Annotated in this window: 27 protein-coding genes; 12 read left to right on the plus strand and 15 right to left on the minus strand. The window is 50.6% G+C overall.

Annotated features, from left to right (window positions below; translation table 11 throughout):
- Positions 1 to 51: 51 nt before the first annotated feature.
- Together JG50_RS0102420 and JG50_RS0102425 are read right to left on the minus strand one after the other, a co-directional pair.
- Complete coding sequence (locus JG50_RS0102420; RefSeq protein ID WP_033099498.1) at positions 52 to 690, minus strand: helix-turn-helix transcriptional regulator; 639 nt, start codon at positions 688 to 690, stop codon at positions 52 to 54.
- Between the two features lie 54 nt (positions 691 to 744).
- Positions 745 to 1,179, minus strand: a complete 435-nt coding sequence (locus tag JG50_RS0102425) for a DUF86 domain-containing protein (RefSeq protein WP_052153930.1) — start codon at positions 1,177 to 1,179, stop codon at positions 745 to 747.
- Positions 1,180 to 1,433: 254 nt separating this feature from the next.
- On the opposite strand from JG50_RS0102425, the gene JG50_RS0102430 reads away from it, so the two are divergent.
- From JG50_RS0102430 to JG50_RS0102450, 5 genes are all read left to right on the plus strand, one after another.
- Positions 1,434 to 1,673 (plus strand): hypothetical protein, encoded by a 240-nt coding sequence (locus JG50_RS0102430; RefSeq protein ID WP_235281581.1) that lies wholly within the window; start codon positions 1,434 to 1,436, stop codon positions 1,671 to 1,673.
- Between the two features lie 15 nt (positions 1,674 to 1,688).
- Positions 1,689 to 2,024 carry a spore coat protein gene (locus tag JG50_RS0102435; RefSeq protein ID WP_033099499.1) on the plus strand — a complete coding sequence of 112 codons (336 nt, stop codon included), beginning with the start codon at positions 1,689 to 1,691 and terminating at the stop codon, positions 2,022 to 2,024.
- A gap of 181 nt (positions 2,025 to 2,205) precedes the next feature.
- The gene (locus JG50_RS0102440; protein ID WP_033099500.1) at positions 2,206 to 2,826 is read left to right on the plus strand and encodes a helix-turn-helix domain-containing protein; all 621 of its coding nucleotides are present in this window, start codon (positions 2,206 to 2,208) and stop codon (positions 2,824 to 2,826) included.
- Positions 2,827 to 2,982: 156 nt separating this feature from the next.
- Positions 2,983 to 3,255 carry a DUF3055 domain-containing protein gene (locus tag JG50_RS0102445; protein WP_033099501.1) on the plus strand — a complete coding sequence of 91 codons (273 nt, stop codon included), beginning with the start codon at positions 2,983 to 2,985 and terminating at the stop codon, positions 3,253 to 3,255.
- A gap of 53 nt (positions 3,256 to 3,308) precedes the next feature.
- Positions 3,309 to 3,554, plus strand: a complete 246-nt coding sequence (locus JG50_RS0102450) for a hypothetical protein (protein ID WP_033099502.1) — start codon at positions 3,309 to 3,311, stop codon at positions 3,552 to 3,554.
- A gap of 11 nt (positions 3,555 to 3,565) precedes the next feature.
- On the opposite strand, the gene JG50_RS0102455 is transcribed toward JG50_RS0102450, so the two are convergent.
- The gene (locus tag JG50_RS0102455; RefSeq protein ID WP_033099503.1) at positions 3,566 to 3,868 is read right to left on the minus strand and encodes a YutD family protein; all 303 of its coding nucleotides are present in this window, start codon (positions 3,866 to 3,868) and stop codon (positions 3,566 to 3,568) included.
- A gap of 130 nt (positions 3,869 to 3,998) precedes the next feature.
- On the opposite strand from JG50_RS0102455, the gene JG50_RS0102460 reads away from it, so the two are divergent.
- On the plus strand, positions 3,999 to 4,664 hold the full coding sequence (locus JG50_RS0102460) for a YhcN/YlaJ family sporulation lipoprotein (protein WP_033099504.1): 666 nt from the start codon (positions 3,999 to 4,001) through the stop codon (positions 4,662 to 4,664).
- 105 nt (positions 4,665 to 4,769) lie between these two features.
- Here the strand turns inward: JG50_RS0102460 and lipA are convergent, their stop codons facing one another.
- The 3 genes from lipA to JG50_RS0102475 all read right to left on the minus strand — a co-directional run bounded on the left by lipA (position 4,770) and on the right by JG50_RS0102475 (position 7,844).
- Positions 4,770 to 5,669: a lipoyl synthase gene (gene lipA / locus JG50_RS0102465; RefSeq protein ID WP_033099505.1), complete on the minus strand. Its 900-nt coding sequence runs from the start codon at positions 5,667 to 5,669 to the stop codon at positions 4,770 to 4,772.
- Positions 5,670 to 5,784: 115 nt separating this feature from the next.
- Entirely contained in the window at positions 5,785 to 6,834 is a 1,050-nt protein-coding gene (locus JG50_RS0102470) for a FecCD family ABC transporter permease (protein WP_033099506.1), read from the minus strand.
- Positions 6,831 to 7,844 (minus strand): FecCD family ABC transporter permease, encoded by a 1,014-nt coding sequence (locus tag JG50_RS0102475; RefSeq protein ID WP_033099596.1) that lies wholly within the window; start codon positions 7,842 to 7,844, stop codon positions 6,831 to 6,833. The genes JG50_RS0102470 and JG50_RS0102475 overlap by 4 nt, the downstream gene beginning before the upstream one ends.
- A 175-nt stretch (positions 7,845 to 8,019) precedes the next feature.
- Here JG50_RS0102475 and JG50_RS0102480 point away from each other — a divergent pair, with 175 nt between their 5' ends.
- The gene (locus tag JG50_RS0102480) at positions 8,020 to 8,982 is read left to right on the plus strand and encodes an ABC transporter substrate-binding protein (protein ID WP_235281582.1); all 963 of its coding nucleotides are present in this window, start codon (positions 8,020 to 8,022) and stop codon (positions 8,980 to 8,982) included.
- A gap of 164 nt (positions 8,983 to 9,146) precedes the next feature.
- Positions 9,147 to 10,223, plus strand: a complete 1,077-nt coding sequence (locus JG50_RS0102485) for a M23 family metallopeptidase (protein ID WP_081943667.1) — start codon at positions 9,147 to 9,149, stop codon at positions 10,221 to 10,223.
- 31 nt (positions 10,224 to 10,254) lie between these two features.
- Here JG50_RS0102485 and JG50_RS0102490 read toward each other — a convergent pair whose 3' ends face one another.
- Both JG50_RS0102490 and JG50_RS0102495 read right to left on the minus strand, forming a co-directional pair.
- On the minus strand, positions 10,255 to 11,649 hold the full coding sequence (locus tag JG50_RS0102490; protein ID WP_033099507.1) for an amino acid permease: 1,395 nt from the start codon (positions 11,647 to 11,649) through the stop codon (positions 10,255 to 10,257).
- A 128-nt stretch (positions 11,650 to 11,777) separates the two neighbouring features.
- Complete coding sequence (locus JG50_RS0102495; protein ID WP_033099508.1) at positions 11,778 to 12,014, minus strand: glutaredoxin family protein; 237 nt, start codon at positions 12,012 to 12,014, stop codon at positions 11,778 to 11,780.
- A 318-nt stretch (positions 12,015 to 12,332) separates the two neighbouring features.
- Here JG50_RS0102495 and JG50_RS0102500 point away from each other — a divergent pair, with 318 nt between their 5' ends.
- On the plus strand, positions 12,333 to 14,093 hold the full coding sequence (locus tag JG50_RS0102500; protein WP_370589256.1) for a UbiD family decarboxylase: 1,761 nt from the start codon (positions 12,333 to 12,335) through the stop codon (positions 14,091 to 14,093).
- Between the two features lie 34 nt (positions 14,094 to 14,127).
- On the opposite strand, the gene JG50_RS0102505 is transcribed toward JG50_RS0102500, so the two are convergent.
- The 7 genes from JG50_RS0102505 to pdxK all read right to left on the minus strand — a co-directional run bounded on the left by JG50_RS0102505 (position 14,128) and on the right by pdxK (position 21,872).
- Positions 14,128 to 14,910 (minus strand): TIGR00266 family protein, encoded by a 783-nt coding sequence (locus JG50_RS0102505; RefSeq protein WP_033099599.1) that lies wholly within the window; start codon positions 14,908 to 14,910, stop codon positions 14,128 to 14,130.
- Positions 14,911 to 15,029: 119 nt separating this feature from the next.
- Complete coding sequence (locus tag JG50_RS0102510; protein WP_081943675.1) at positions 15,030 to 15,917, minus strand: ABC transporter permease; 888 nt, start codon at positions 15,915 to 15,917, stop codon at positions 15,030 to 15,032.
- 24 nt (positions 15,918 to 15,941) lie between these two features.
- Positions 15,942 to 16,952: an ABC transporter permease gene (locus tag JG50_RS0102515; protein ID WP_033099510.1), complete on the minus strand. Its 1,011-nt coding sequence runs from the start codon at positions 16,950 to 16,952 to the stop codon at positions 15,942 to 15,944.
- A gap of 81 nt (positions 16,953 to 17,033) precedes the next feature.
- Entirely contained in the window at positions 17,034 to 18,641 is a 1,608-nt protein-coding gene (locus JG50_RS0102520) for an ABC transporter substrate-binding protein (protein WP_033099511.1), read from the minus strand.
- A gap of 80 nt (positions 18,642 to 18,721) precedes the next feature.
- Entirely contained in the window at positions 18,722 to 19,687 is a 966-nt protein-coding gene (locus tag JG50_RS0102525) for an ABC transporter ATP-binding protein (RefSeq protein WP_033099512.1), read from the minus strand.
- Positions 19,665 to 20,666 carry an ABC transporter ATP-binding protein gene (locus JG50_RS0102530; RefSeq protein ID WP_033099513.1) on the minus strand — a complete coding sequence of 334 codons (1,002 nt, stop codon included), beginning with the start codon at positions 20,664 to 20,666 and terminating at the stop codon, positions 19,665 to 19,667. The genes JG50_RS0102525 and JG50_RS0102530 overlap by 23 nt, the downstream gene beginning before the upstream one ends.
- A 390-nt stretch (positions 20,667 to 21,056) precedes the next feature.
- Entirely contained in the window at positions 21,057 to 21,872 is an 816-nt protein-coding gene (gene pdxK, locus JG50_RS0102535; protein WP_033099514.1) for a pyridoxine/pyridoxal/pyridoxamine kinase, read from the minus strand.
- Between the two features lie 201 nt (positions 21,873 to 22,073).
- On the opposite strand from pdxK, the gene JG50_RS19925 reads away from it, so the two are divergent.
- The 3 genes from JG50_RS19925 (at position 22,074) to JG50_RS0102550 (ending at position 24,392) form a co-directional block, all read left to right on the plus strand.
- Positions 22,074 to 23,561 (plus strand): FAD-dependent thymidylate synthase, encoded by a 1,488-nt coding sequence (locus JG50_RS19925; RefSeq protein ID WP_033099515.1) that lies wholly within the window; start codon positions 22,074 to 22,076, stop codon positions 23,559 to 23,561.
- A gap of 139 nt (positions 23,562 to 23,700) precedes the next feature.
- Positions 23,701 to 24,024 (plus strand): hypothetical protein, encoded by a 324-nt coding sequence (locus JG50_RS0102545; RefSeq protein ID WP_033099516.1) that lies wholly within the window; start codon positions 23,701 to 23,703, stop codon positions 24,022 to 24,024.
- Positions 24,021 to 24,392, plus strand: coding sequence for a type II toxin-antitoxin system RelE/ParE family toxin (locus JG50_RS0102550; protein ID WP_033099517.1), 372 nt, complete (start codon positions 24,021 to 24,023; stop codon positions 24,390 to 24,392). Before JG50_RS0102545 ends, JG50_RS0102550 begins: the two co-directional genes overlap by 4 nt.
- Positions 24,393 to 24,456 lie beyond the last annotated feature (64 nt).

Below are 24,456 nucleotides of genomic sequence, written 5' to 3' on the forward strand. Positions count from 1 at the left end.
TCAAGCTGACGGCACAAGGAACGTGCCGCCCGCCTGATGCTGCGTAAAAAATCATATTTTGGCCATTTGCCGTGCCCGGATGGTGTATATGCAGTTTTGTCCCCCTTTTGCCTTGCACTCCATCCGTTCGACATCGGCATTGAGCAGCTTTTTAAACCAATTGATCTCACACTTGCAGGCATGGTTATACCGGTTGGCCACTTGGGCAATGGGACAATTGTATTCCACCAGCCGATAACTTCCGTCCTCTTGTTTGTTCACTTCAACCATATAGCCTTTGGAATCCTGGATCTTCGCCAAAAGTTCCACTTTTTCATCCAGGCTTTTGCCGGAGAAATCGGCCTGGTACTCTTCCGTCAGCCGTTTTTCCCGGCTGCGAAATACTTGTTCTATCATTTCCAACCCGTGATTTTCCTCGAGATCCTGCAACAAATCCAGGGTGAAATTGGAATAGCTTTTAGGAAAACAGTCCTCCGATTTTTCCGTCAAATAATATTGATTCGTCGGACGTCCCATCGCCTGACGGAGCAATTTGGTCGCGATCAAACCGTCCCGTTCCAGCGTATTGATATGCCGGCGAACGGCCATTTCCGTAACACCCAACCGCTCGGCGATTTCCCCGACGGTAAGAGCTCCCTCGGTTTTTAACATCATCATAATCTGTCTGCGGGTAGAACTCGCTCCATTCATGCCCTTCACCTTCCCTCGGCCACAAAAAGCCCCTTTTTACTTCTATACCCTTTTTTATCGTATACTTTGTTCACCGAGTTCCTTTTGTAGATAAGTTTTCACTTGTTTGGCAAAATCCGCGAACCAGCCGGAATCCTGCACATACGGGATCAGATCCGTCCATGCCGTCTCGGTGTAACGGCGAACCAAACGCTCCCTCAGGGACAGCAGATTCCTGAGCTTGCTTCCGGTTTCGCGATCGATCACCCGCTCGTCTTCCAAAATGTCGACAATATCGAAATATCCTCCGGGGTCTCGCATGATGAATCCGTCGATCATCACACTCCCCACATCAATCATGCATTCAGATGCCAAATGGAGCGCCCGTTCCGCGGCAAATCGCTCTTCCAGCTCCCTTTTTCCGACAGCCAGACGCTCCAGCAGGTCTGCACATAGCTCAAGATGGGATAATTGCTCCTTAATCCTGTTTACGTTTACATCATAAATCACACCGCGTTCCCCCAATCTTCCGTAAAACCTGACCTTTCCATTTACAACAACGAAAATAAGGCAGGAGAAGTGTCACACAATCAGATGCCAAATTGTTGAAATTCATTAATGCTTTCACGTGATAAATTATAACGCCTGTCCGGAATGAAAGGAAACATCAGCCCAAGACTGTTCAGAATAAACCCTCCTGCAATCGCAAAGAATAGATGCTAAAAGGAGCAGCTGTTGTTGATCTGAAAAGGAGGGACAGTAAGGTGCAGCTTTCCGACAAAGATCTTCATTATCTGACCGATGAAATGTCCTGGGAATTGCTGGCAATGAAAAAATGCAACCATTATGCCGGCCTGTGCCAAGATGCATCCGTGCAATCACTCATCAATCAAATCGGACAAATGCATCAGCGCCATTATGAAATGCTGTTATCGCAAATACAATCTTCCACCGGCGCCGCTTCAACAAGCCAACCGAACGCCGCCAACCAACAGATGAATTGATGAGGAGGGAAGACGATGCAGTTTCAATCGAATGCCGATACATCGCAAAAATCAACCGGTTTGCCAAAGGTAAAAGGGCCGCAAATGAACGACCGTGACTTTATCAACGATATCTTGTCCACGGAAAAATATATCTCATACGGTTACAATGCCGCTGTCAATGAAGCGAGCAATCCGCAACTGTTTCAGACGCAAATGCAACTGTTAAACGAGATTCACCAGGCGCAGCATCAACTATTCGACTTGATGCATCAAAAAGGATGGTACAAACTGGAGGCGGCGCCTGCCGGCAAGATCGCGCAAAAAGCGCAGCAATTCGCGAACTATCGCACACAATTTCCCTATCAGTAAAAGCGTACCCCCTCCAAGGAACAAATGCGGAGGGGGTCTTTCTGTGGAGCGGGTGGTCACAATTGTTGCCGGACAGCAGGTTTTGTCAGCTCCTGACTTCCTTTGTCAGCGAGAAGGAATTTATTTACATCCCTCGAAATCGTAAAAGTAATAATATTCTTGCAAGGAGGGCTGTCTGGCAATGAATAATCAGGAAGCGGGCATTTCGACGAGAGAAGCCGCCGAACGTTTACAAGTGACGGCTCGAACGGTTCGCAAGTGGATTGATATGTTTGAAGATTATATTCAACCGGATTGGAATGAAAGAGGGCATTATCTCTTGACTGAGGAGGGCCTGAAACGGCTGTCCGACATCCAGAACCGTCTTTCGGAACCGCAAAAATCGATGAAGCAAGTGCGCATGGACTTGATCAAAGAGGGAAAAATTCATCTGAGACCCGATCAGTCTGAATTGACAGACACGGAATTGCCGGACGAAACCCTGCAGCAGATCACGGAAACACTCGACAGCGTCGGGGAAATGGTTGAAGAGCTGTTTGACCGGATGGACCGGCTGGAAAATCACATCTTCGGGCTGTTCACCACCCTGGAGGAAATGGAGCATAAACTGGTCGCCGTAAGCATCGATTCCGTTTCCGCCAATGAGGTGCAGCAGATGTTCGACGAAGTCCGCAAAAAACAGGATCAACTCCGAATGGAATTGCGCAATGTGACCTTTACCCAGCGACTGACCGCTGCTACCAGCGAACAGGGGTTACTTCCGCGTCGCCAGAAAAAAACGCGCTTTTTCGGCCTTTTATAGCCCGCAAAAACGGGATTGCCCCCGTGAACGTAATCATCGGATCTGCAGGTGGCGGGGCACTTTCCGGTTTTGCCAATGCTTCCGTCCGGATTGTACCGACAAGTTATGATCGTTATTGTATAATGGAAGGAAGTTGAGCAAAAAGGAGCCATTCGCATGTCAAACCAAGATCTGATGTTTTTATACGATGAATCGGAAAAAACCCATACCCGCTTTATCAGCTTTGTCGGTGAATCCAACCGTTTTGACCTCGCCATTGTGACAACCGAACGCTTTTACGGAAAAGTTTTGGTTCTCGACCTGCAATCCAACCGTTTTGCCATCATCGGGCCGGATGATCTGGAAGAACCCGGTTATTTGGAACACGTCTATCAGATTTCGGAAGCAGAAGCAGAGGAATTAAAGCAATTTTTACATACGGTTGTCTGACGAATATTTCTCCTCTTTCTTCCGCACGTTAGAAAGGAAGGAGGAGATGAGGCATGAGCCGGCAAAATAAAAGCAAAGAACTTGGCACCGTCGAGTCGCATCGCAGCGAACTTGTGCCCGAAGAATTCCCCGACGGCCCTTACGGAGCGGCAACCTCATATCGCTTGGGGAAATCCACACCATGGCGCCCCGGTCAACATGCCGGACCGCAATTCACCTACGAAATGCGCGAATTTCATGAAGGGATTGAACGCCAATTTCCGGGAAGCCATCCAACACACGATCAACCGAACCCGTAAAAAAGCCAGCCCTATTCCTTCCGGGCTGGCTTTGCACTTTTCACCTTTCTGAGCACAAAATAGGCACATCCGAAGTTGCAAAATTCATTTAGATATTCTTGTAAATAACTGATCTTGGTTTCTGTTGTGGCCCGGGTGTGATCATCGGCAAAGAAACCTTTCAGTCGCAGCTGACCATATCCCCAATCGCCGACGACATAATCATATTTTTCCAGGATCTCACTGAACCGTTTGCGAAAAGCTTCCATATTCCAACCGTTGCGATGGTTGGAAAGAAGTTCATACTCCAACCCATTTATATGAATTCGCTCCATAAACGTCCTACCTTTTCTATTCCAATTTTACATTTATATGTTACCATATCCTCCCGTTAACATCTTCATCCTTTTTCGTATGGATTGCCGTTGTTTGGGCACGTTAAAAAAAGGAGGTGCCGAAACTTCGATGAAACGACGATACCTAATTCTGTTCGCGGCGATGCTTCTTCTCATCCCCGCCTGTAACAATGATGACCAGCAGCAGGCAGATCAGGGATTACAACAAACCCATGAACCGCTGTACCGGGAAAAAGATCAGGATTCGCGGATCGGGATGGTGCGAAATGATGAAATTAACGGTGAGGAAAATGCACACGGCGGTGGGCAGAACGAAATCGGATATTTCAAATACACACCGGAAAATTATCATCAAAACGGTCGTGCCGCAGGACCCGATGTCTTTGTGGACCGCCCCCTCCTGGCAAAGCATATCGCGCAAATGGTCACTGTTTTGCCCAATGTAAAGGAAGCCACCGCACTTGTTACAGATGATCATGTATTTCTTGGGATTAAAACGAAAAACGGACGCATGGATCCAAAAACGGTAAAAGAGGCAAAGCGTACTGCGGAAAGTATTACTCCCCGCTACTTTAAGGTTCACGTGACGGAAAACCGCACCCTGGAGTCGCAGATCAATTCCATCGGCATGCGGATGACGAGCGATTATGATGTAGAAGGGATCAGAGGGGATTTGGAACAGCTTCTCCGGGAAATGGGCGATACCACCCCTCCGGAAGTGAATGAATCATCACAACCGAACAGGCGGAGCCAAATGAACCCGAGGCAGGATTAAGCGGGAAAACCAGCTTTTCGGCTTGGAAGGCTGGTTTTTTGTGTGACCATATTCCATAAAAAAAGCAGGCGATAATGATCTGCCATTATCACCTGCCAGTCGGTTTTATGCCATTTTCTCCTCTTTTTTCTGAGCGGATGCCATTTGCTCATGCGCATGATACGAGCTGCGCACCAACGGCCCCGATTCGACATGGGAAAAGCCCATGCTCAGTCCGATTTCTCTCAACTGCTTAAATTCGTCCGGCGTATAATAGCGGTCGATTTTCAAATGCTTTTTGGTCGGTTGCAAATATTGACCGATCGTGACAATATCCACATCATGCGCCCGCAAATCTTGCATTGCCTCAACCACTTCATCAAATGTTTCACCGACTCCCACCATGATGCTTGATTTGGTCGGGATCTGCGGTTGCATCTCTTTGGCCCGTTTCAGAAGCTCGAGCGAACGGTCATATTTTGCCTTGGAGCGAACGCGGTCAGAGCGGCGCCTTACGGTTTCGATATTGTGATTGAGCACATCCGGTTTCGCATCCATCACCACTTTCAGCGCATCCCAATTCCCCATGAAGTCCGGGATCAACACTTCGACACTGGTAAAGGGATTGCGTTTGCGGATCGCCTTGATGGTCGCCGCAAAGATCGCCGCGCCGCCATCTTTCAAATCGTCACGCGCAACGGAGGTCACAACCGCATAGCGTACCCCCATCTGTTCCACTGCCTCAGCGACGCGCTCCGGTTCCTGCCAATCCAGTTCCGTCGGAAGACCGGTTTTGACGGCACAAAAACGGCAAGCCCGCGTACAAATGTCCCCCAGGATCATGAATGTGGCCGTCCGATTGGCCCAGCATTCAAAAATATTGGGGCAACGAGCCTCTTCACATACGGTGTGCAAGGTTTTGCTCCGCATCATCTTTTTAAGCTCTTGATAGTTTTCATTTGTATTTAGACGAATTTTTAACCATTCCGGTTTACGTTCTCTAGCCTGAGATTGGCTTTCTGCCATAATGCTCCCTCCTCACTGCAGGTACGATCGCCCGCTGTACCTTGGCTGCAAACAATACAACAAGATTATATTACCACAAAGTAGATCAACTTACGCCAAATCATCCCTTTTCCTCTTACTTTTTCCGACTCCAATAGAGCAAAAAGAGGAAATAGGGGGCGCCGATCACGGCTATCAGCACACCGGCCGGCACTTCCAGTGGTGCAAATAAAGTTCTCCCCAGCAAATCGGCACCCATGACCATGATGGCTCCCAACAGTGCCGACGCCGGCAACAAAAGACCGTAGGCGGCTCCGACCAATTTGCGCGCCGCATGAGGGGCGATCAATCCGACAAAGCCGATCGTACCGACAAAGGATACGGCAGCTCCGGCAAGCGCTGTCGCAATCAATAAAACCAACAGCCGCTGGAGGGAGGGACGGGCACCAAGAGCTGTTGCCAACGAATCGCCCATTTGCGAAACATTGAGATGGCGGGAAAACACGAAAGCCAGCGGTAGCAAAAGGGCAAGCCAGGGGAGCAAAACAGCAACCTGGTTCCAATTGCTCCCGTAAATACTTCCGGTCAGCCAGGTTTTCGCTTGCAAGGCACTAAACGGCGGACCGATCAGAATAATGAAATTGGTTGCCGCCTGGGTAGCCAGCGTGAAACCGATCCCCAGGAGCACCAGCCGGAACGGGGAGATTTTTCCCCAGGAGAAAAAGAGCAACAGTCCCACAATGACAGCCGCCCCGATAAACGATGCGGCCGGCACCCAAAATAATGAAACTGAAAGGTTGGTGGAACGGTCGCTGAAAAAAGTGATCACCGTAACCGCTCCGACTGAGGCACCGCCCGTGACCCCGACCATATCTGGTGAGGCCAACGGATTTCGGATCACCGCCTGCAAAAAAGCGCCGGAAACGGCCAGCGAGGCTCCGGCAATCAGCGCCAGGAGGATGCGCGGCAGACGGAATGTCTCAACGATCAATTGATCAAATTTGGACCCGATCCCCAAAAAGACCCGGATCACATCGAGCGGAGAAAGCTGAACCTGACCTACTCCGACACTGAGCACCATGACAAGAAAAGCGAATGCGGCAAGCAAAAACAAGATCGAGACGGCTCGCCAGTCAATCAAGGCGGAGAAGCGCGAACCAAGGCGGAGAGAAGTGTACCGCTTCATCCTTCCTCACTCCCCTTTCTGCCCGCAAGATAAATAAAAAACGGGGTTCCAAGAATAGCCGTCATCACCCCAACCGGAATCTCCTGCTGATTCATCACCAATCGTCCGGCAATATCGGACGCCATAAGCAAAGCGGCTCCGTAAACGGCGGCATAAGGAATGATGAACCGGTGGCTTGCTCCGACCCAGGCACGAACAAAATGGGGAACTACCAGCCCGACAAAAGCGATCGGACCGGCCACCGCAACCGAGCCACCGGCCAGCAAAACGACGATCAGCGCGCCGATTCCTTTGATCAAACCAGTTTTCATTCCCAGTCCCCTGGCCACATCTTCTCCCATCGTCAAGATGTCAATATTGGGTGCCATCCACAACGCCAGCAACCATCCGACCAACATAAAGGGAAACATCGGCAGGGCACTTTCCAGGCTCCGTCCTTCAACTGAGCCGGTCAGCCAGAATAACAGCTCATTCAGTCCCTTTTCATTCATCACCAACATTCCCTGTGTGATCGAAGCAAAAAAAGCGGCAATTGCGGCTCCGGCCAGGGTTAGTTTCAACGGACTCAGTCCCTCCCGGCCGACGGATCCCAGAAAATAGACGATTGCCGCCGCGACAGCTGCCCCGATAAAGCCAAGAATCATCAAGGACGGGACGGCAGTGATCGAAAAAAGCGTCACCCCTCCGACAATAAATAAGCTGGCTCCGGCATTTACCCCGAGTGTCGCCGGTGATGCGAGCGGGTTTTTCGTCAAAGCTTGCATGAGTGCCCCGGCCACGGCCAGACTTGCTCCGACGACGAGCGCAAACACCGTTCGGGGAACTCTGGTTGTCCGAATAATCAAATGCTCATTATTTGTCGGCTGATAATGAATAAATGACTCCACCACCGTTGAAAGCGGAACCCGGGTAACGCCGACACTGATACTGATCATGGCCAAAACAGCAACCAACACCACTCCGGCGAGCAGTCCGGCCCATTTGAACCGCCCGGTATATAAACCCCCCATATCCACTACCTCTCTTCCTTCCAGACCAACTTAAGTCTAGAAAAAGGAAAAGATGATGTCAATGAGGTTGAAAATCATTATCAAAATAATTGACACCCGGCTTCTTTATTTTTATAGTAAAGAAGAAATCAGGAAATGATAATCATTATCATTTATAACGAAAGGAGCATATTCGGTGCGTTCCATAAAAGCAATTCTTCCCCTGTTCCTTGCACTCGCTCTCTTTTCCCTTGTGCTTGCGGGATGCAGCTCATCTGATTCATCAGATCAAACCAAAGAGAGCGGCCGCACGATTCAACATGCAATGGGGCAATCCATCGTCCCGACCCATCCGAAACGCGTTGTCGTCCTTACCAATGAAGGTCTGGAAGCCTGCCTTGCTCTGGGAGTCAAGCCGGTGGGAGCGGTTAAAGGTTTTACCGGCCATCCCTGGTACCCTCATCTGGCAAAAGAACTGACAGGTGTGACTGTAGTCGGAACGGAGAGCCAGCCTGATCTGGAGACGATCGCCAGTTTAAAACCGGATTTGATCATCGGAAATAAAATGCGCCAGGAAAAGGTATATGAACAATTGTCGGCAATCGCCCCGACCGTGTTTGCTGAAACCTTGCGCGGGGATTGGAAAGTCAATTTCTCCCTGTATGCCAAAGCGCTCAATAAAGAAAAAGAAGGCAACAAAGTCCTCAAGGAATATGAGCAAAAGGTGGCCGAAGTGCGGAAAAACGCCGGAGACCTTCTGAATCAGAAAGTTTCCATGGTTCGCTTTTTGTCCGGGGAAACGAGACTCTACCAACTGGACAGCTTTTCCGGCGTGATTTTAAAAGATGTCGGGTTTCAGCGCCCGCCGCTGCAAAATAAAAATTCCTTTGCGGTCACGATCACAAAAGAACAAATTCCACAAGCCGACGGAGACATTATCTTCTATTTCACCTATGATACAGGCGACAAAAAAGGAAATAAACAGGAAGAGACGTTTTTAAGCGATCCGCTTTGGGCCAATCTCCAGGCGGTTAAAAACCATCGTGCGTTTAAAGTGGATGATGTGATCTGGAATACGGCCGGCGGCGTCAAAGCAGCTTTTTTGATGTTGGATCAACTCAATTCCTATATAAGCAAAATCAAAGCACAAACAACATAACCTCCTCCCGTGAAGGCATGACCTCCCCAGGATCATGCCTTTTTTGTATCCTGTCCCGAGCGTCGGTCTCCCCTTTCCGAATTCCTCCCTGAAAATGCCAAAATGTTTTCGATGAATGCCAGGCAAACTATCTGTAAAACCTTTTAAACCAAAAATCGGTGGTCATGATGGTAAAAAGCTGTAAAATCCTGCTAAGCTTTTTTTTGTTGTTTTCCGCTTTTCCATGTTCTGTTGACGCGTCGGACAAAGATCAGGAAGCGTCGGACAAACTTCACCTGTATGAAACCATGGAAACATTAACCGGCGTGCCGTGGGTATATCTGGCAGCCATGGACCAATATGAGAAAAATGCACATGCTGCCAAAAACAAAAAAGAAAAAAGCGGAAAGAAAAGGCTCACTTCAATTGAGGTTCCCTCCTCCTTGTGGGCAGGCCGGATCAATCCTGACCCTGATGACCGGGTGCCTGAATCGATTGCCTTTTTTCAGGGAATCGGAAAGGATGCCAACGGTGACGGCAAGGCAGATCCACAGGATGACCTTGATGTTCTCTACTCCGTCGCTTCCTTTCTGGCGCAAAAAGGTTTGAAAGAAGAACAAATCCGCGAACGGATCTGGGACTATTACAAACATCCGACCACGGTGGATGTGATCACGCACATCGCGAAAATCTACGCTAGATACCAAACGCTCCATCTGGAAGAACGCCGCTTCCCGATCCCGCTTCAATATAATTACACGTATCACAATACCTGGGGAGACCGCCGCGGCTGGGGAGGTCTGCGCATCCATGAAGGAACGGATATTTTCGCCAACTACGGAACGCCCGTACTGAGCACCTGCTACGGCTATGTTGAATTGATTGGCTGGAACCGCTATGGGGGGTGGCGCATCGGAATCCGCGACGTCAACAATAACTATCACTATTTCGCCCATTTGAACGGCTTCCGCAAAGGGCTGAAAAAAGGAGATGTCGTCAAACCGGGCGATCTGATCGGCAGCGTCGGTTCTTCCGGTTACGGGCCGCCGGGAACTGCCGGCAAATTCCCGCCCCACCTTCACTATGGAATATACAAATTCAACGGAAAAAGCACCTACTCATTTGATCCCTATCCATTGCTGAAAAAATGGGAACGGCAGGCCTATCTGAAATGGAAACGGAAGAAACGCCGCCACCGTTCGGCCAGTTCCGAAACCACTCACCCGATCCATTCCTCAACCAAAAAAAAGCATGATGGCTAAGTCCCTCCATCATGCTTTTTCCATTTGTGATTTACCCGGCTTTTTGTTCATCGCTTTTTCTTTTATTCAGGTTGGAGCTGTGGTAACCATAGATGAAATAGATGATCAAACCTACTGCCAGCCAGATCAGAAAGCGAATCCATGTCGCTTCGTGAAGCTGAACCATCAAAAAGACGCAGAAGATAATCGCCAAAATCGGCACCAACGGCATCAAAGGCGTTTTGAATTTCCGCGGCAGATCCGGCTGTTTGTAGCGCAGGACCATAACGGCGATCGAAATCAGAACAAATGCGGCCAGCGTCCCCAGATTGACCAATTGGGCCAATTCGTCAAGCGGCACAAAAGCTCCGAGCAACGCAGCGAAGATCCCAAATGACCAGGTGGTCACGTAAGGCGTACGATATCGCTGGTGAACATGGGAAAAAATCGGGGGCAACAAGCCATCACGCGACATGGAGAAGATGATGCGAATCTGTCCGTACAACATGACCAGCATCACGGTAAACATCCCGACTAATGCCCCCAGGCTGATCAGTCCGACCAGCCAGTTTTGATGGACGAATTGCATCGCGAAGGCGACCGGAGCATCTTTATGGCTGGCAAAGTTTTGATAGGGCACAATCCCCGTCAGAATGGCCGTCACAATAATATAGAGGAACGTGCAGATGCCGAGCGACCACAAAATGCCTTTGGGCAAATCTTTTTGCGGGTCACGCGTTTCCTCCGCCGCGGTGGTGACAGCATCAAAACCGAGGTAGGCGAAAAAGACGGTCGCGGCAGCCAAACCGACTCCGGAGAAACCAAAAGGCATGAACGGAGACCAATGGGCCGGTTTTACATAGAAAATTCCAACAATTATAAATAATGCAACGACAATCAACTTAATGGCAACCATGATGTTGTTAACCCATTTTGACTCTTTTACACCGATTGAAAGTAAAAAAGTAATAATTAAGACAATGACAAGTGCAGGCAAATTGACGATGGCTCCGGGCACTGATCCCCCTGGTGCATTGGTTAGCGCCGCAGGCAGATGTATGCCGAACCCTTCCAACAGCGATTTGAAATAACCGGACCAACCGGACGATACTGCACTAACCGCCAACAAATATTCCAAAACCAAATCCCATCCGATAATCCAAGCGACAAATTCTCCCAACGTGGCATAGCTGTAAGTGTACACCGACCCGGAAACCGGCACCAGCGAGGAAAATTCAGCATAGGCCAAAGCTGCAAACAAACAGGCCAAACCTGCGATCACAAAAGATAAAATCAAGGCGGGACCCGCTGTCAGCGAACCAACACCCGTCAGAACAAAGATCCCGGTTCCGGCCAAATCAGTCGCTTTTAACTCCCTCTTGAGCTGAGTTCCCTGACGGCTCGTTTGAATCGAGGCGTCAATACTCTTTTTACGGAATAGCTGCACGGCAAAACCTCCTCTTCGGATAAGCCGATTTTTATTTTTTTGAAAAATCGGATGTGTACTTATTATATATAAATTATTTAAGAAAATAAATAAAAAATCCTGCCAATTCCGGCAGGTTATCTCAAAAACTAGGCTTTTTGTTTCTTTAATTCTTCTAAAATCGCGTCCGGCTTCAGGCCTTGAATCGCCGTATCCCCGATGACTGTAACAGGAACGCCCAGAAAACCCAGTTTTTTTACATCTTCCAAAAAGGCGGGGTTTTCTGCACAATCGCGTACTTCGTATTCGATTTTATAATCATTTAAAAATCGCTTCAAAACATTGCATTCAATACAATGCGGCCGGGAATATACAATCACTTTCATTGTTCGACACTCCCTTCATGCGGGGCAAAAACTCTCTCCCTGTCATTTCCCATACCGGGATGACTTAACCATAATATACCACAGTTTCTCGGACAGGCGGGTCCCTCCTTCGAGTGCTTTCTTATCGACCCCTGAATCTCTTCGACAGGCCATTGATGTTTTCCGCATCCGGATGTGTTGGCTTCCCTGACCCGATATGCTATCTTTGTCACAGAGAAACGAAAAATATCAGGGCATTTGACCAAACACTGAATAGACGCAGGCTTGCGGATTTACATCCGTTTGATCTGCATGCCTGATTCGGGAGAGATGATCGACTTGCACAGAAACCTGCGAAGTTTTCTTACACAATTGCGTCAAGAAAAAGAGATTGTGGAAATAGCGGCTCCCGTCGACCCGCATCTGGAGCTGGCGGAAATTCATCGGCGCGTGATCGCCGAAGAAGGTCCCGCCCTGCTCTTCACCAACGTAAAAGGAAGTTCGTTTCCCGTTGTCACCAATCTCTTTGGTACTTCCCGACGGGTGGAACTGGCTTTTGGCCCGCGGCCGGAGCAACTGATGAAAAAAATCGTTTCCCTGGCCCATACTTTAATGCCGCCCACACTTGGTGCACTGTGGAAAGAACGGCGCATCCTGTTTGACCTGATGAAAGTGGGATGTCAGCCCGTTTCTGCCGGTAAAGCACCTGTACTGGAACAAAAGCAAGCTGAAGTGGATCTGACCCGGTTGCCCGTCATCACTTCGTGGCAAGAAGACGGAGGGCCGTTTATCACCTTGCCTCTTGTGTATACGGAACACCCGGTTACGGGACAGCATAACCTCGGTATGTACCGCATGCAAATTTTCGACAAACAAACCACTGGCATGCACTGGCAGATCCAGAAGGGCGGAGGATTTCACCACTATGAAGCGGAATCGCACAATCAAGCCCTGCCTGTGCGGGTGCATCTGGGAGGGCCGCCCGCGCTCATTGCTTCGGCGATTGCACCTGTGCCTGAATTTTTGCCCGAACTGCTCTTAACTTCCCTGATTCTCGGAGAAAAGCTGCCCGTCGTCAGACCGTCTGATGGCGGTTACCCTTATATCGCGGAAGCGGAATTCGTCCTGTCCGGCGTGGTTCCACCACATGAGCGCCGTCCCGAAGGTCCGTTTGGCGACCACTACGGTTACTATTCGTTGGAGCACCCGTTCCCGGTCTTCCATGTGAAAGAGATCCGCCATCGCCGCGATGCGATCTATCCCGCGACAGTAGTCGGCAAACCACGCCAGGAAGATTACTATCTCGGTGAATTTTTGCAGCGCCTTCTCTCCCCCGCTTTCCCCATGGTGATGCCGGGTGTGCGCGATTTGTGGACATATGCGGAAACCGGCTTCCACCCATTGGCCGCGGCCATCGTCAGGGAGAGTTACAAACGGGAGATCATGGCCCACGCTTTCCGCATTTTGGGCGAAGGGCAGCTCTCGCTGACAAAATTCCTGATCCTGACTGACCGGAGCATTTCGCTCGACGCATTTGACCGCTTGTTTGAAACGGTTTTGGAGCGGTTTGAACCTGCATCGGACTTGTTCATTTTCCATGATACCTCAATGGATACGCTCGACTACACGGGACGCCGCTTCAATCACGGCAGCAAGGCGGTACTGCTTGGAACCGGGGAGGTCAGGCGCACGTTGCCCGCGGAATATCACGGCCCCGATCTCCCAGGGGTGCAAGGTGTGGCTGTTTACTGCAAAGGGGCGCTCGTCCTGGAAGCCGACCCGTTTGAGCAAAACCCCCGGCTGGCGGAACATCTGCTGGAGCAATACGGGGATGCCCTGCAGGAATGGCCGTTTATATTCCTTGTTGACGACCTTGCCGCCGCTTCGGGGCAGACGGCGTTTCTGTGGACGGTCTTCACACGGTTTGACCCGGCCCACGACCTGTATGCGCGGTCGGATTGGAAGCAGCACCGCCCGCATTACCGCCTCCCCATTGTAGTCGACGCCCGGATGAAACCGGGCTATCCGGATGAACTGGAATCTGATCCGGCAGTCAAAAAACTTGTTGATGATCGCTGGAAAGAATACTTTGGTTCATAAAAAAAGCTTGTGCCCGATTTCGGCACAAGCTTTTCTAGTCTTCAAACAGGTTACCCAGACCTCCAAGAATACTTCCCTCATCTTTTTTTCCGTAATTGGCGGCAGCAAAAACGCGGCTGGCCAGCCGGCTGAACGGCAGCGATTGAATCCACACTTTCCCCGGCCCTTTCAATGTCGCGAAAAAGAGGCCTTCCCCGCCGAACAGGGCCGTTTTGAATCCCCCGACAAAGCGGATGTCATAATCGACCGTCGGCGTCATCGCAACCAGACATCCCGTATCGACGCGCAGCAGTTCACCCGGCCCCAGTTCCTTCTCCACAATCGTGCCGCCGGCGTGAATAAATGAGAGTCCGTCCCCTTCCAGTTTTTGCATAATAAAGCCTTCCCCGCCAAAAAATCCGGTTCCCAGCCGCCGCTGAAATTCAACACCGACCGAGACCCCCTTCGCCGCACAGAGAAAGGCATCCTTCTGGCAAATTACCTTGCCCCCGAGGGCAGCCAGGTCAAACGGAACGATTTTTCCGGGATACGGGGCAGCAAAGGTGAGATGCCTTTTCCCCTGCCCCGCATTGGTAAACACAGTCATAAACAGGCTTTCGCCCGTCAACAGCCTTTTGCCCGCACCGAACAGTTTGCCGACAAGCCCCTTACTGGACGAAGACCCGTCGCCAAAGATGGTCTCCATCTCGATTCCGTCTTCCATCATCATTAAACCGCCCGCTTCAGCGATCACGCTTTCACCCGGGTCCAGCTCGATTTCCACGCACTGCATGTCATCGCCATAAATGCGGTATTCGATCTCATGTGATTGGGCCAATTCAGTCAGCTCCTTGAAATCGCGATCTTTTTTGAGAACGGCAATGGAACCTCCGCTGTTCCGCCCCTTTGCCTGCATTTTTCACGCTATTATTTTAACCTATTTCACCGCTTCATTCCCTATTCTTTCATTCTCGGATCAAACAAGTCCCTCAGGCCATCTCCCAACAGGTTGAAACCGAGTACGGTGCACACAATCGCCAGTCCCGGAAAAATCATCGTCCAAGGAGCCAATTGAATAAATTCGCGGGAATCGGACAGCATCGTCCCCCACTCGGGTTGCGGCGGCTGTGCACCCAATCCGAGGAAGCCGAGAGCGGCCGCTTCAATGACGGCTGTCGCAAATCCCAATGTGCCCTGCACCAAGATCGGCGACCAGTAGTTGGGCAAAATATGTTTCCATAAAATCCGGCTGTTTTTCATCCCCATGGCCCGTGCCGCCAGGATAAAATCTTCTTCCTTGACCGACAGCACGCGTGACCGCATCAGCCGTCCGAAGGCGGGAATATTGATGACGGCAACGGCAATCATCGCATTGTTCAACCCCGGCCCCAAGATGGCCACAATGGCAATGGCCAGCAAAATGCTGGGGAAGGCGAGCAAAATATCAAAAATGCGGGAGATAATCGTATCCCGCCATCTGCCGTAGTAACCGGCAATCAGGCCGAGGAAGCTGCCGATCACAATCGAACCGGCAATCGCAAAAAAACCGACTTGAAGTGAGATGCGCGCTCCGTAAATGACGCGGGTAAAAATATCCCTCCCCATATCATCCGTCCCGAACCAATGGCTGGCCGAAGGTGAAGCCAATAAGGCGCTGCTGCGCTGGTCATACTGATACGGGGTGATGACAGGAGCAAACACAGCCAGCAAAATAAAGAGGATAATGATGACACTGCCGATCGCGGCCGAACGATGCCGCCAGAATGCCCGCAAAAAATACCTGACTGGCGATTCATGGATGGAGGGGGCATAATCGATCGATGTGACAGAAGAATTTTCATTCATCTCCGGCAATGATGGCATGGAACATCAATCCTTCCCGTATTGAATGCGCGGATCGATCCAAGCGTAAATCAGATCGACCAGCAGGTTGATCACCACGAAAATCGTCGCCAGCACGAGAATGCCGGATTGAATAACCGGGTAATCGCGCTGCCCAATCGCATCGTAAATATACCGCCCCACTCCCGGCCAACTGAAAATCGTCTCCGTCAAGACCGCACCGCCGAGCAGCAACCCCATTTGCAAGCCGGCCACCGTCAATACCGGGATGCAGGCATTTTTCAACGTATGTTTGTACACCACCCAAAATTCGGACAATCCCTTGGCGCGGGCTGTCCGCACAAAATCGGAGCGGAGCACCTCCAGCACACTGGACCGGGTCATCCTGGCGATGATCGCCATCGGTATCGTTCCCAGCGCGACTGCCGGCAAAATCAAATGCATCATCACATCTCCCAAGACGGTGAAATCTCCGCTGAACAGGGAATCAAGCACATAAAATCCCGAAAATCCCTCAAAGCCGAGGCGCGGATCAATTCGTCCGCTGGAAGGAAATATTCCCAGCTTCTGCGCAAACAGCCACTGCTCCATCAAACCCAGCCAGAAGACCGGAATCGAGACACCGAGGAGAGCAACCACCATCCCGGAATAATCCAGCCATGAATTTTGTCTCCAGGCCGATAAAATTCCCAGATTAACACCAAAAAAGATGGCAATCGCCATCGCCGCCAGCGAAAGCTCTGCCGTCGCAGCCAGATAGGGCTGAATCTCTTCGGAAATCGGGACATGGGTGATGAGGGAAGTACCCAAATTTCCATGCAGCAAATCATTGACATAAAGGAAATATTGTTTGTAAAAAGGCTGATCCAGTCCCAGATTATGCCTGATTTCCGCCAACTCCTGCGGAGACGCTTTCTCCCCGGCAATGGTTTTTGCCGGATCTCCGGGAATCGCATGGACGATGGCAAACGTAACGAGCGACATCCCGATGAGGACGGGAATCAGCATGAAAATCCGGCGAATTGTATAGGCTAACATCGTTTCCTTCCACCTCGTTGTTGGCTATGTCGAAAGTGGCATTGCCCCACGCAAGAGCAATGCCACTCCTGGCCCGATCTTTTACTTCAAATCCACATTTTCCAGGTAGAGCGTTGAGGTCGGGTGCGGGATAAACCCGGTTACTTCTTTTTTGGCTGCATAAGGTACGGTCGCATGAACCAGCGGTACCCACGGCGCATCGTTTTTAATGATTTCCTGCGCTTGCTGATAAAGTTTCGTCCGTTCCTCCTGATCGCTGGAACGCTGCGCCTTGATCAACAGATCGTGCAACGGATCGCTTTTATAGAAGGCGATGTTTCCCGCATCGGGCGTACGCGTATTGTCTTTGTCGAGGAGCACGTACAGGAAGTTGTCCGGGTCGCCGTTATCCTCGTTCCACCCGAAGAGAGCCATCGAATGCTCCCCTTTTCCGGTGCGGTCCAGGTACGTCTGCCAGTCATAGGTGACGATTTTCGTTTTTACGCCGATTTTGGCGAAGTCGGCCTGCATATACTCCGCTACTTTTTTGCCGTCCGGCAGATAGGGGCGCGGTTCGGTCGGAGCATAGAAATCGACTTCAAAACCATTGGGGTAGCCCGCTTCAGCCAAGAGTTTTTTCGCTTTATCAAGATTGAATTCATAATCCTTGATTTTGCCGTTATAGCCCCACATAAACGGAGGAATCGGATTGACCGCCGGTTCGGCCAGACCGGAATAAAAGCTTTTGATAATCCCTTCTTTGTTGACGGCATAATTGAGCGCCTGTCTCACTTTCGGATTGTCAAACGGTTTCTTCTGAGTGTTAAAAGCCAGATAAGCCACATTCATCCCCGGCTGGTTAAACAGTTGCAGGTTGCTGTCCCCTTTCACCAGTCCGACCGAGTTCGGGTTCAGGCCGTCCATGATATCGATATCTCCCGATTTCAGCGCGGTCAAGCGGGCGGTGTTATCCGGAATGGAGCGGAAAATCACTTGTTCCAGCTTGGGATAACCTTTTCGCCAATAGTCCTTGTTTTTCTTCAACGTAATATGATCGTTCTTTTTCCATTCCACGAAGACAAAGGGACCGGTTCCCACGGGTTTTTGTGCAAATTGTTCAGGTCCTTCCTTTTTGATGGCGGTCGGCGAAGCAATGCCAAACGGGGACATGGCCAGGTTGCTCAAAAACGGGCCCTGCGGATAGTTGAGATCAAACTCAACCGTGTATTCGTCCAATGCTTTGACATCTTTAATAACTGCACCTTTATCCCCTTTGAATCCGCCAAACATATAACCGAAGTAAGGGAATTCCCCTCCTTTGTGGTAGGGGTTGTTTTTATCCATCCAGCGCTCGAAGTTAAACACGACGGCATCAGCGTTAAACGGGGTTCCGTCCTGAAATTTGACGCCTTGGCGCAGTTTGAACGTCCACTTTAAGCCATCAGGGCTAGTTGTCCAGCTCTCCGCCAAAGACGGCTCCACCTTGGTCGATGTCGGTTCATATCTGACCAGCGTATCAAAAATCTGTTCAGTGACATGGAGGGATTCGCCGTCCGTCACTTGAATCGGATCAAGCAGTTTGGAGTCGGCTCCGCGGCCATAGATCAAGGTTTTTTCCTGGCTGCCCGCTTTATTGTTGGAACATCCCGCTAAAAATGATGATAAAACCAGAATAAAAGTGAAACAGAATATCCAAAGCCGTTTTGGCATATAAGCATCCTCCTTTAAATGGATTCATCATGTTTTTGGATTGCCGGACGATCCCTTTGGCGACTCACCTCCTTTTCAAACTATTGATCAAGCAGATGGCAGGCAACCTGATGGCCGCCGCCTGCATCTTTCATCTCCGGACGGACTTCTTTGCAGACATCCATGGCGTAGGGGCAGCGCGGATGAAACGCGCAACCGAGCGGCGGATTGGCCGGGCTGGGCACGTCGCCGGACAGGATGATTCGCTCCTTCCCGGCATCCGGATCGGGAATCGGCACGGCGGACATCAAGGCCTGGGTGTAAGGATGAAGCGGATTGCGATACAACTCGTCCCGTCCGGCCAGTTCCACCATCCGTCCCAGATACATCACGCCGACCCGGGTGCTGATATGTTTCACCACGCTCAAATCATGAGCGATAAAGATATAGGTAAGTTCAAATTGCTCCTGCAAATCCATCATCAAATTAAGCACTTGCGACTGAATCGACACATCCAATGCCGATACCGGTTCATCGGCAACGATCAGTTTCGGCTTGGTGGAAAGCGCGCGGGCAATGCCGATCCGCTGCCGCTGGCCGCCGCTGAACTGATGTGGGTAACGGTTCATGTGAAACTTGTCCAGCCCGACCACCTTCAGCAGTTCCTCCACTTGTTCTTTTCGTTCCTTCGCTCCTCCCAGTCCATGAACGATAAGCGGTTCTTCCAAAATCTTCCCAATTCTCTGCCTCGGATTCAGAGAAGCAAACGGATCCTGAAACACCATCTGCATTTCCCGCCGCGCTTTTCGCATCTCTTCCGGAGAGTATTGCAAGATCGACTTTCCTTCAAATTCAACCTCGCCCGCCGTCGGCTCATACAGTCGGAGTATCGTCCGTCCGGTGGTGGATTTGCCGCAACCGCTCTCCCCCACCAGCCCGAGTGTCTCCCCTTTTTCCACAGTGAAACTGACATCGTCAACGGCCTTTATTTCTCCAATCTTTTTGCCGAAAATGCCGCCGCGGATCGGAAATGTTTTCTTCAGGTTACGAACGCTCATGAGCGCCATGATCGATTGCCTCCTTTTGATTCAAGAAACAGCGGCTGAAATGCTTTTCATCCACTTTCACGATTTCAGGTTCCTCTTTGCGGCAGATCTCCATTGCAAATTCACATCTCGGGGCAAAGCGGCAACCGGCGGGCAAATTGAACGGACTGGGGACTTGCCCGGGGATGGCGTATAGCCGCTTCTTTTGCTCGTCCAGTTTGGGAATCGACTTTAACAGGCCTTGTGTATAGGGATGAGCGGGATTTTTAAACAGGCGCCTCTGGTCTGCTTCTTCCGCCACCTGCCCCTCATACATCACGATAATGCGGTCGCACATTTCCGCCACGACTCCCAAATCATGGGTGATCAACAAAACCGAGGTGCCGAATTCCTCATTCAAGGATTTCATCAAATCCAAAATTTGCGCTTGAATGGTCACATCGAGCGCGGTCGTCGGTTCATCGGCAATCAGCAGGCGCGGGCGCAGCACCATGGCCATGGCGATCATCACCCGCTGGCGCATTCCCCCGGACAGCTGGTGCGGATACTCATCCAATACCCCTTCGCGGGCAATGCCCACTTTTTTCAGGATGTCCAGCGCCCTCTCCCTGGCGGCTTTTTTGGAGATCTTCTCATGGGTGCGAATGGCTTCGATGAGTTGGTTCCCGATTGTAAACAGCGGGTTGAGCGAGGTCATCGGTTCCTGAAAAATCATGGCGATCTCTTTGCCGCGAAGTTGACGCATCTGTTTATTGTTTAACTTAGTCAAATCTTGCCCCGCAAAAATAATGGAACCATCAACAATTTTGCCCGGGGGCTTTGGCACTAACCCCATAATCGCCAGTGAGGTTACACTTTTTCCACATCCCGATTCTCCAACCAAGCCGACAATCTCGCCTTTTTGCACGGTAAGATCCAGCCCGTCCACCGCCCTGACCACGCCTTTATCCGTAAAAAAATGCAACTTCAGGTGCTTAATTTCCAAAACAGGTTGGGCCAAAGAGATCACCTCGGATTATAGTTTGAACCATTTATCTATTAATCATTTTTTATAATGTATAAAAATAATGTCAATTAATTATATTCTATCTACAAATCAAAAAAACCTTCTGTAGGAAAATAGTTTATTTACCCGCGTCATAAAGCCAGCGGCTGCCAACCGTCACCAGCCATCATTTGTTAAACATAACTGGACGAGCTTCCCCCGGCATCATTTTTTTGCTCTTCCCTTAAGCTGTGAAAATGGCGGGTGCTAATCTTCAAAACCGTACCGTTTTCGATCCTTGACGGCTTTCCCGGAAAGTCCGCGAATGATCACAGTCATTTCACCCGGGCAAAACATAAAGCACCGATCCCCAGATCATCGGAGAATCGGTGCCGGCTCGGGATGTTATTTTCCTTGGTGCAACCGGTGCGCCATATGCAAAACAGGGCCCACAAACCGGTTCAGCGGGAAACCATGGCGAATTGCCTCCGTAATGAATGCTTTGGCCGTGAACACTGCCTCCCTGACCGATTTGCCCTTGGCCAGTTCTGCCGTAATTGCGGCCGAATAAGTGCACCCCGCCCCATGTGTATAAGTGGTCTCGATGCGTTCGCTCTCCAGGACTTCAAACGTCTCCCCGTCGTAAAATACGTCGACGGCCTTCTCATGCTGCAATTTGCCGCCGCCCTTTACCAGGACATATTTCGCCCCCGACTCATAGATCTTTTGCGCGGCGGCTTTCATATCCTCCACCGTGTTCAGCGCCCCCAGTCCGCTGAGCTGTCCGGCTTCAAACAGGTTGGGAGTGGCAACAGTCGCCTTGGGAACGAGAATTTCCCTTAATGCATCCGCCAATTCAGGGTGAAGCACCTCATCGGTTCCCTTGCAGACCATCACCGGGTCGACGACGGCCGGAATATTTTGCGATGCGATCACCTCTGCGGCAATCTCAATGATTTCAACCGATCCGAGCATCCCCGTCTTCAGCGCATCCACCCCGATTCCCTGCAATATCGTTTTCAACTGAGCTTTCAGGGTCGGGATCGGAACGGGAAATACCTGATGGTTCCAATCCTGGTCAGGATCCATTGCCACAATCGTGGTCAGCGCAGTCATGCCATAGACCCCGCGTTCCTGAAATGTTTTCAAGTCGGCCTGAATGCCTGCTCCGCCACTGCTGTCCGAACCGGCAATGGTTAATGCTTTCACTGGCTTAGTCATCAAAATCCGCCCTTTCCATGCTGTAACCTCATGTTTGTCTATTATCATTTAACCCCATCATAATCGATGATTCCGTCAACGTAAACCATGCATTTCCCCGCTATGGGAAATCCATCCTCCTCCGGTTCCGGCCGCGATTGGCGATTCCCCAATCCTGATGGGCGTGATAGAATGAAAGGCATGGACGATGGAGGGATAAAAATGAGCGACAAAATCGATCTTTCACGTTATGTCTCAAATTTGGATCAAAACGTTTATGCCATCTACAACCTGCCGGAAGAAGTGATCGCCGTCATTTTTGCTTATGTCAGCCGGAGCCCGGCCAGCTTCCGGGAAAATTTGGCCAAACTGCTGGCCGACGACGAATTGGCGGTCGGCGTAAATGCAGGCGGACTTGCAGGCACTTATTCCGAAAAAGCCGCCCGTTTCCACGAAAAATGGGTGGTTGGCTACGGGCATTCGAGTGTGGCGGAACACGCTGTCGCCCATATCGGAATCGAAAAAATCAGCCGCCTTGCTTCGGCCGAACTGGAACTGGCCAACTCGTTTAACAGCTTTACCGAATACAGCCAGCGCTATCAGCGTCCCAAACGAGGCGATTTTTATATCCCGCAAGAGCTCAGGGCCCATCCCGATCTCGAAGCGCGTTTCATCTCCATCAACGAAAAAGCATATGACACCTATGAAAAACTGATGCACGGTCTGATGCAGTTCCTGCCGCAAAAATTTCCGCGGTCAGAACATGAATCCGAGCGGGCCTATCGCTCCCGCATTGAAAAAATCGCATTTGAAGATGCCCGTTATGTGTTGACGTTAGCCACCCTGACCAACCTGGGGCTGACTGGAAACGGACGCGCTCTCCGCGATACGCTGGTTCGGCTATTATCCAGCCCTCATGCTGAATCGCGTCAATTGGCGCGGGCAATGGAGAGAGAGATCAGCCAGGTGATCCCCACCCTGCTCAAATACGTAAAACCGAACGAATATCTGCTGAAAACCAGGGAAGCACTCCAATTGCGTTTTGCGCAAAGCAAGCTCCCCCGGCATCCGGTCAGTGGTCCCCATGCCCGTTTCATTTCGATGCCGGCCTACGAAGACGCGTTGCGCAAACTGGCGACTGCGCTCCTCATCAGCCAGAGTCCGCTCTCGTATGAAGAAGCGAGCGCCCGCGCAAACAGGTACACATCGGCTGAACTGGAACAGATCGCCGAAGAGGCCCTCGTTCACCTGCGCTTTTTCGACAATCCGATCGGCGAATTTGACCATCTCACCTACCAAATGGAAATGGTCGTTTCCGAAGCCAACTGGCATCAATTGCTGCGCCACAACCGCCGCACCCATTTCAGCTTCGGCGAGCCCACGATCCGTTTGGGCCGGACCATTCCCCCTCATGTGTCCGAAGCCGGTCTCAGCGAAATGTTCCAAGCCCTGCTCGAAGAAGTGGAAGAAGGATTCAACGCGATCGCTTCTGTCTGTCCGGAAGCGGCTCCCTATCTGGTTACAAACAGCCATCACCGGCAAATATTTGCGACAGTCAGCCTGTGGGAATTGTACCATCTGATCAATTTGCGCACCTCTCCGGAAGCACAATGGGATATCCGGGCGACCTTTGAACAGCTTCTGAAAGAACTGAAGGCAAACCAACCGATTCTCGCCAAGTATGCACAACGGCGGATGCCTTCCGCCTGAGGGAAGACGGGTGCAGAGAGGCACCCCCTTCCCTTTATAAGACGAATGTTGAAAACAGATTTTTTCCTTCCGCTTTGCCTCTTTTCCCTGCCAAACGCTATAATATAAGTAATGAGAACAGAGAGGAGGCCTTCCCTCCATGTCAAAATTATTTGAAGCATTTATATCAGCCAACGACCTTCAGGCGATCAACAAGAATAAATTGTTCAACGAAATGCTCCGCTCCTTCAAGAAACTCGGCCTCACCCATAATAATGAGCTCAAAGCCGTCATTCTTGATATTGATACCTATGAACAGCTGGTGGACCGTCTGGAGGAACTGGAAGAAATGCAGGAGGATATCCAACTGGCCCATAACCTGAGCGAACGCTTGCAACTGCCGAAAGAAAATTGGCTGGAGAAACCGAATCATACGCCGAGAATGGAATTCTTACGTTCAATGGAGAAAGGATCTTCTACATGATTAAAGAGGTATATCATCCCCTTTTTTCCGAAGACCTTTCCTTGTTGGCATCCATGATGAACAAAAAGCGTTTTAATGAATGCCTGCAACAGATCGACCGCGCCATCGACCAGGTCATCCGTCATCCCTTCAAAGCTGCGCCGCTTAAATATGCACCCTTAACCGGATATTACAAGAAAAAATTTTTTTCCGTCGCCCGCCCCCGCAGAAAACAGCGCCCCGATCTTCGCTTGATCTACCGCTTCAATCCCGAAGAAAACACGATTTATTTTCTCGCAGTCGGCTTACGCCTCGCCCAACGGCCGCAAAATCCACACGATGTCTACCAACGCGCCCGAAAACGGAATCTGATTGATTGGGGGGAATGACAAAATGCGGACGGAAGCAAATCAAAAAGCATAAAATCCGCCTGAAAACACTCCGGCAGGAGCC

Origin of the sequence: Thermoactinomyces daqus (assembly GCF_000763315.1) — a bacterium.
Lineage (GTDB): Bacteria > Bacillota > Bacilli > Thermoactinomycetales > Thermoactinomycetaceae > Thermoactinomyces_A > Thermoactinomyces_A daqus.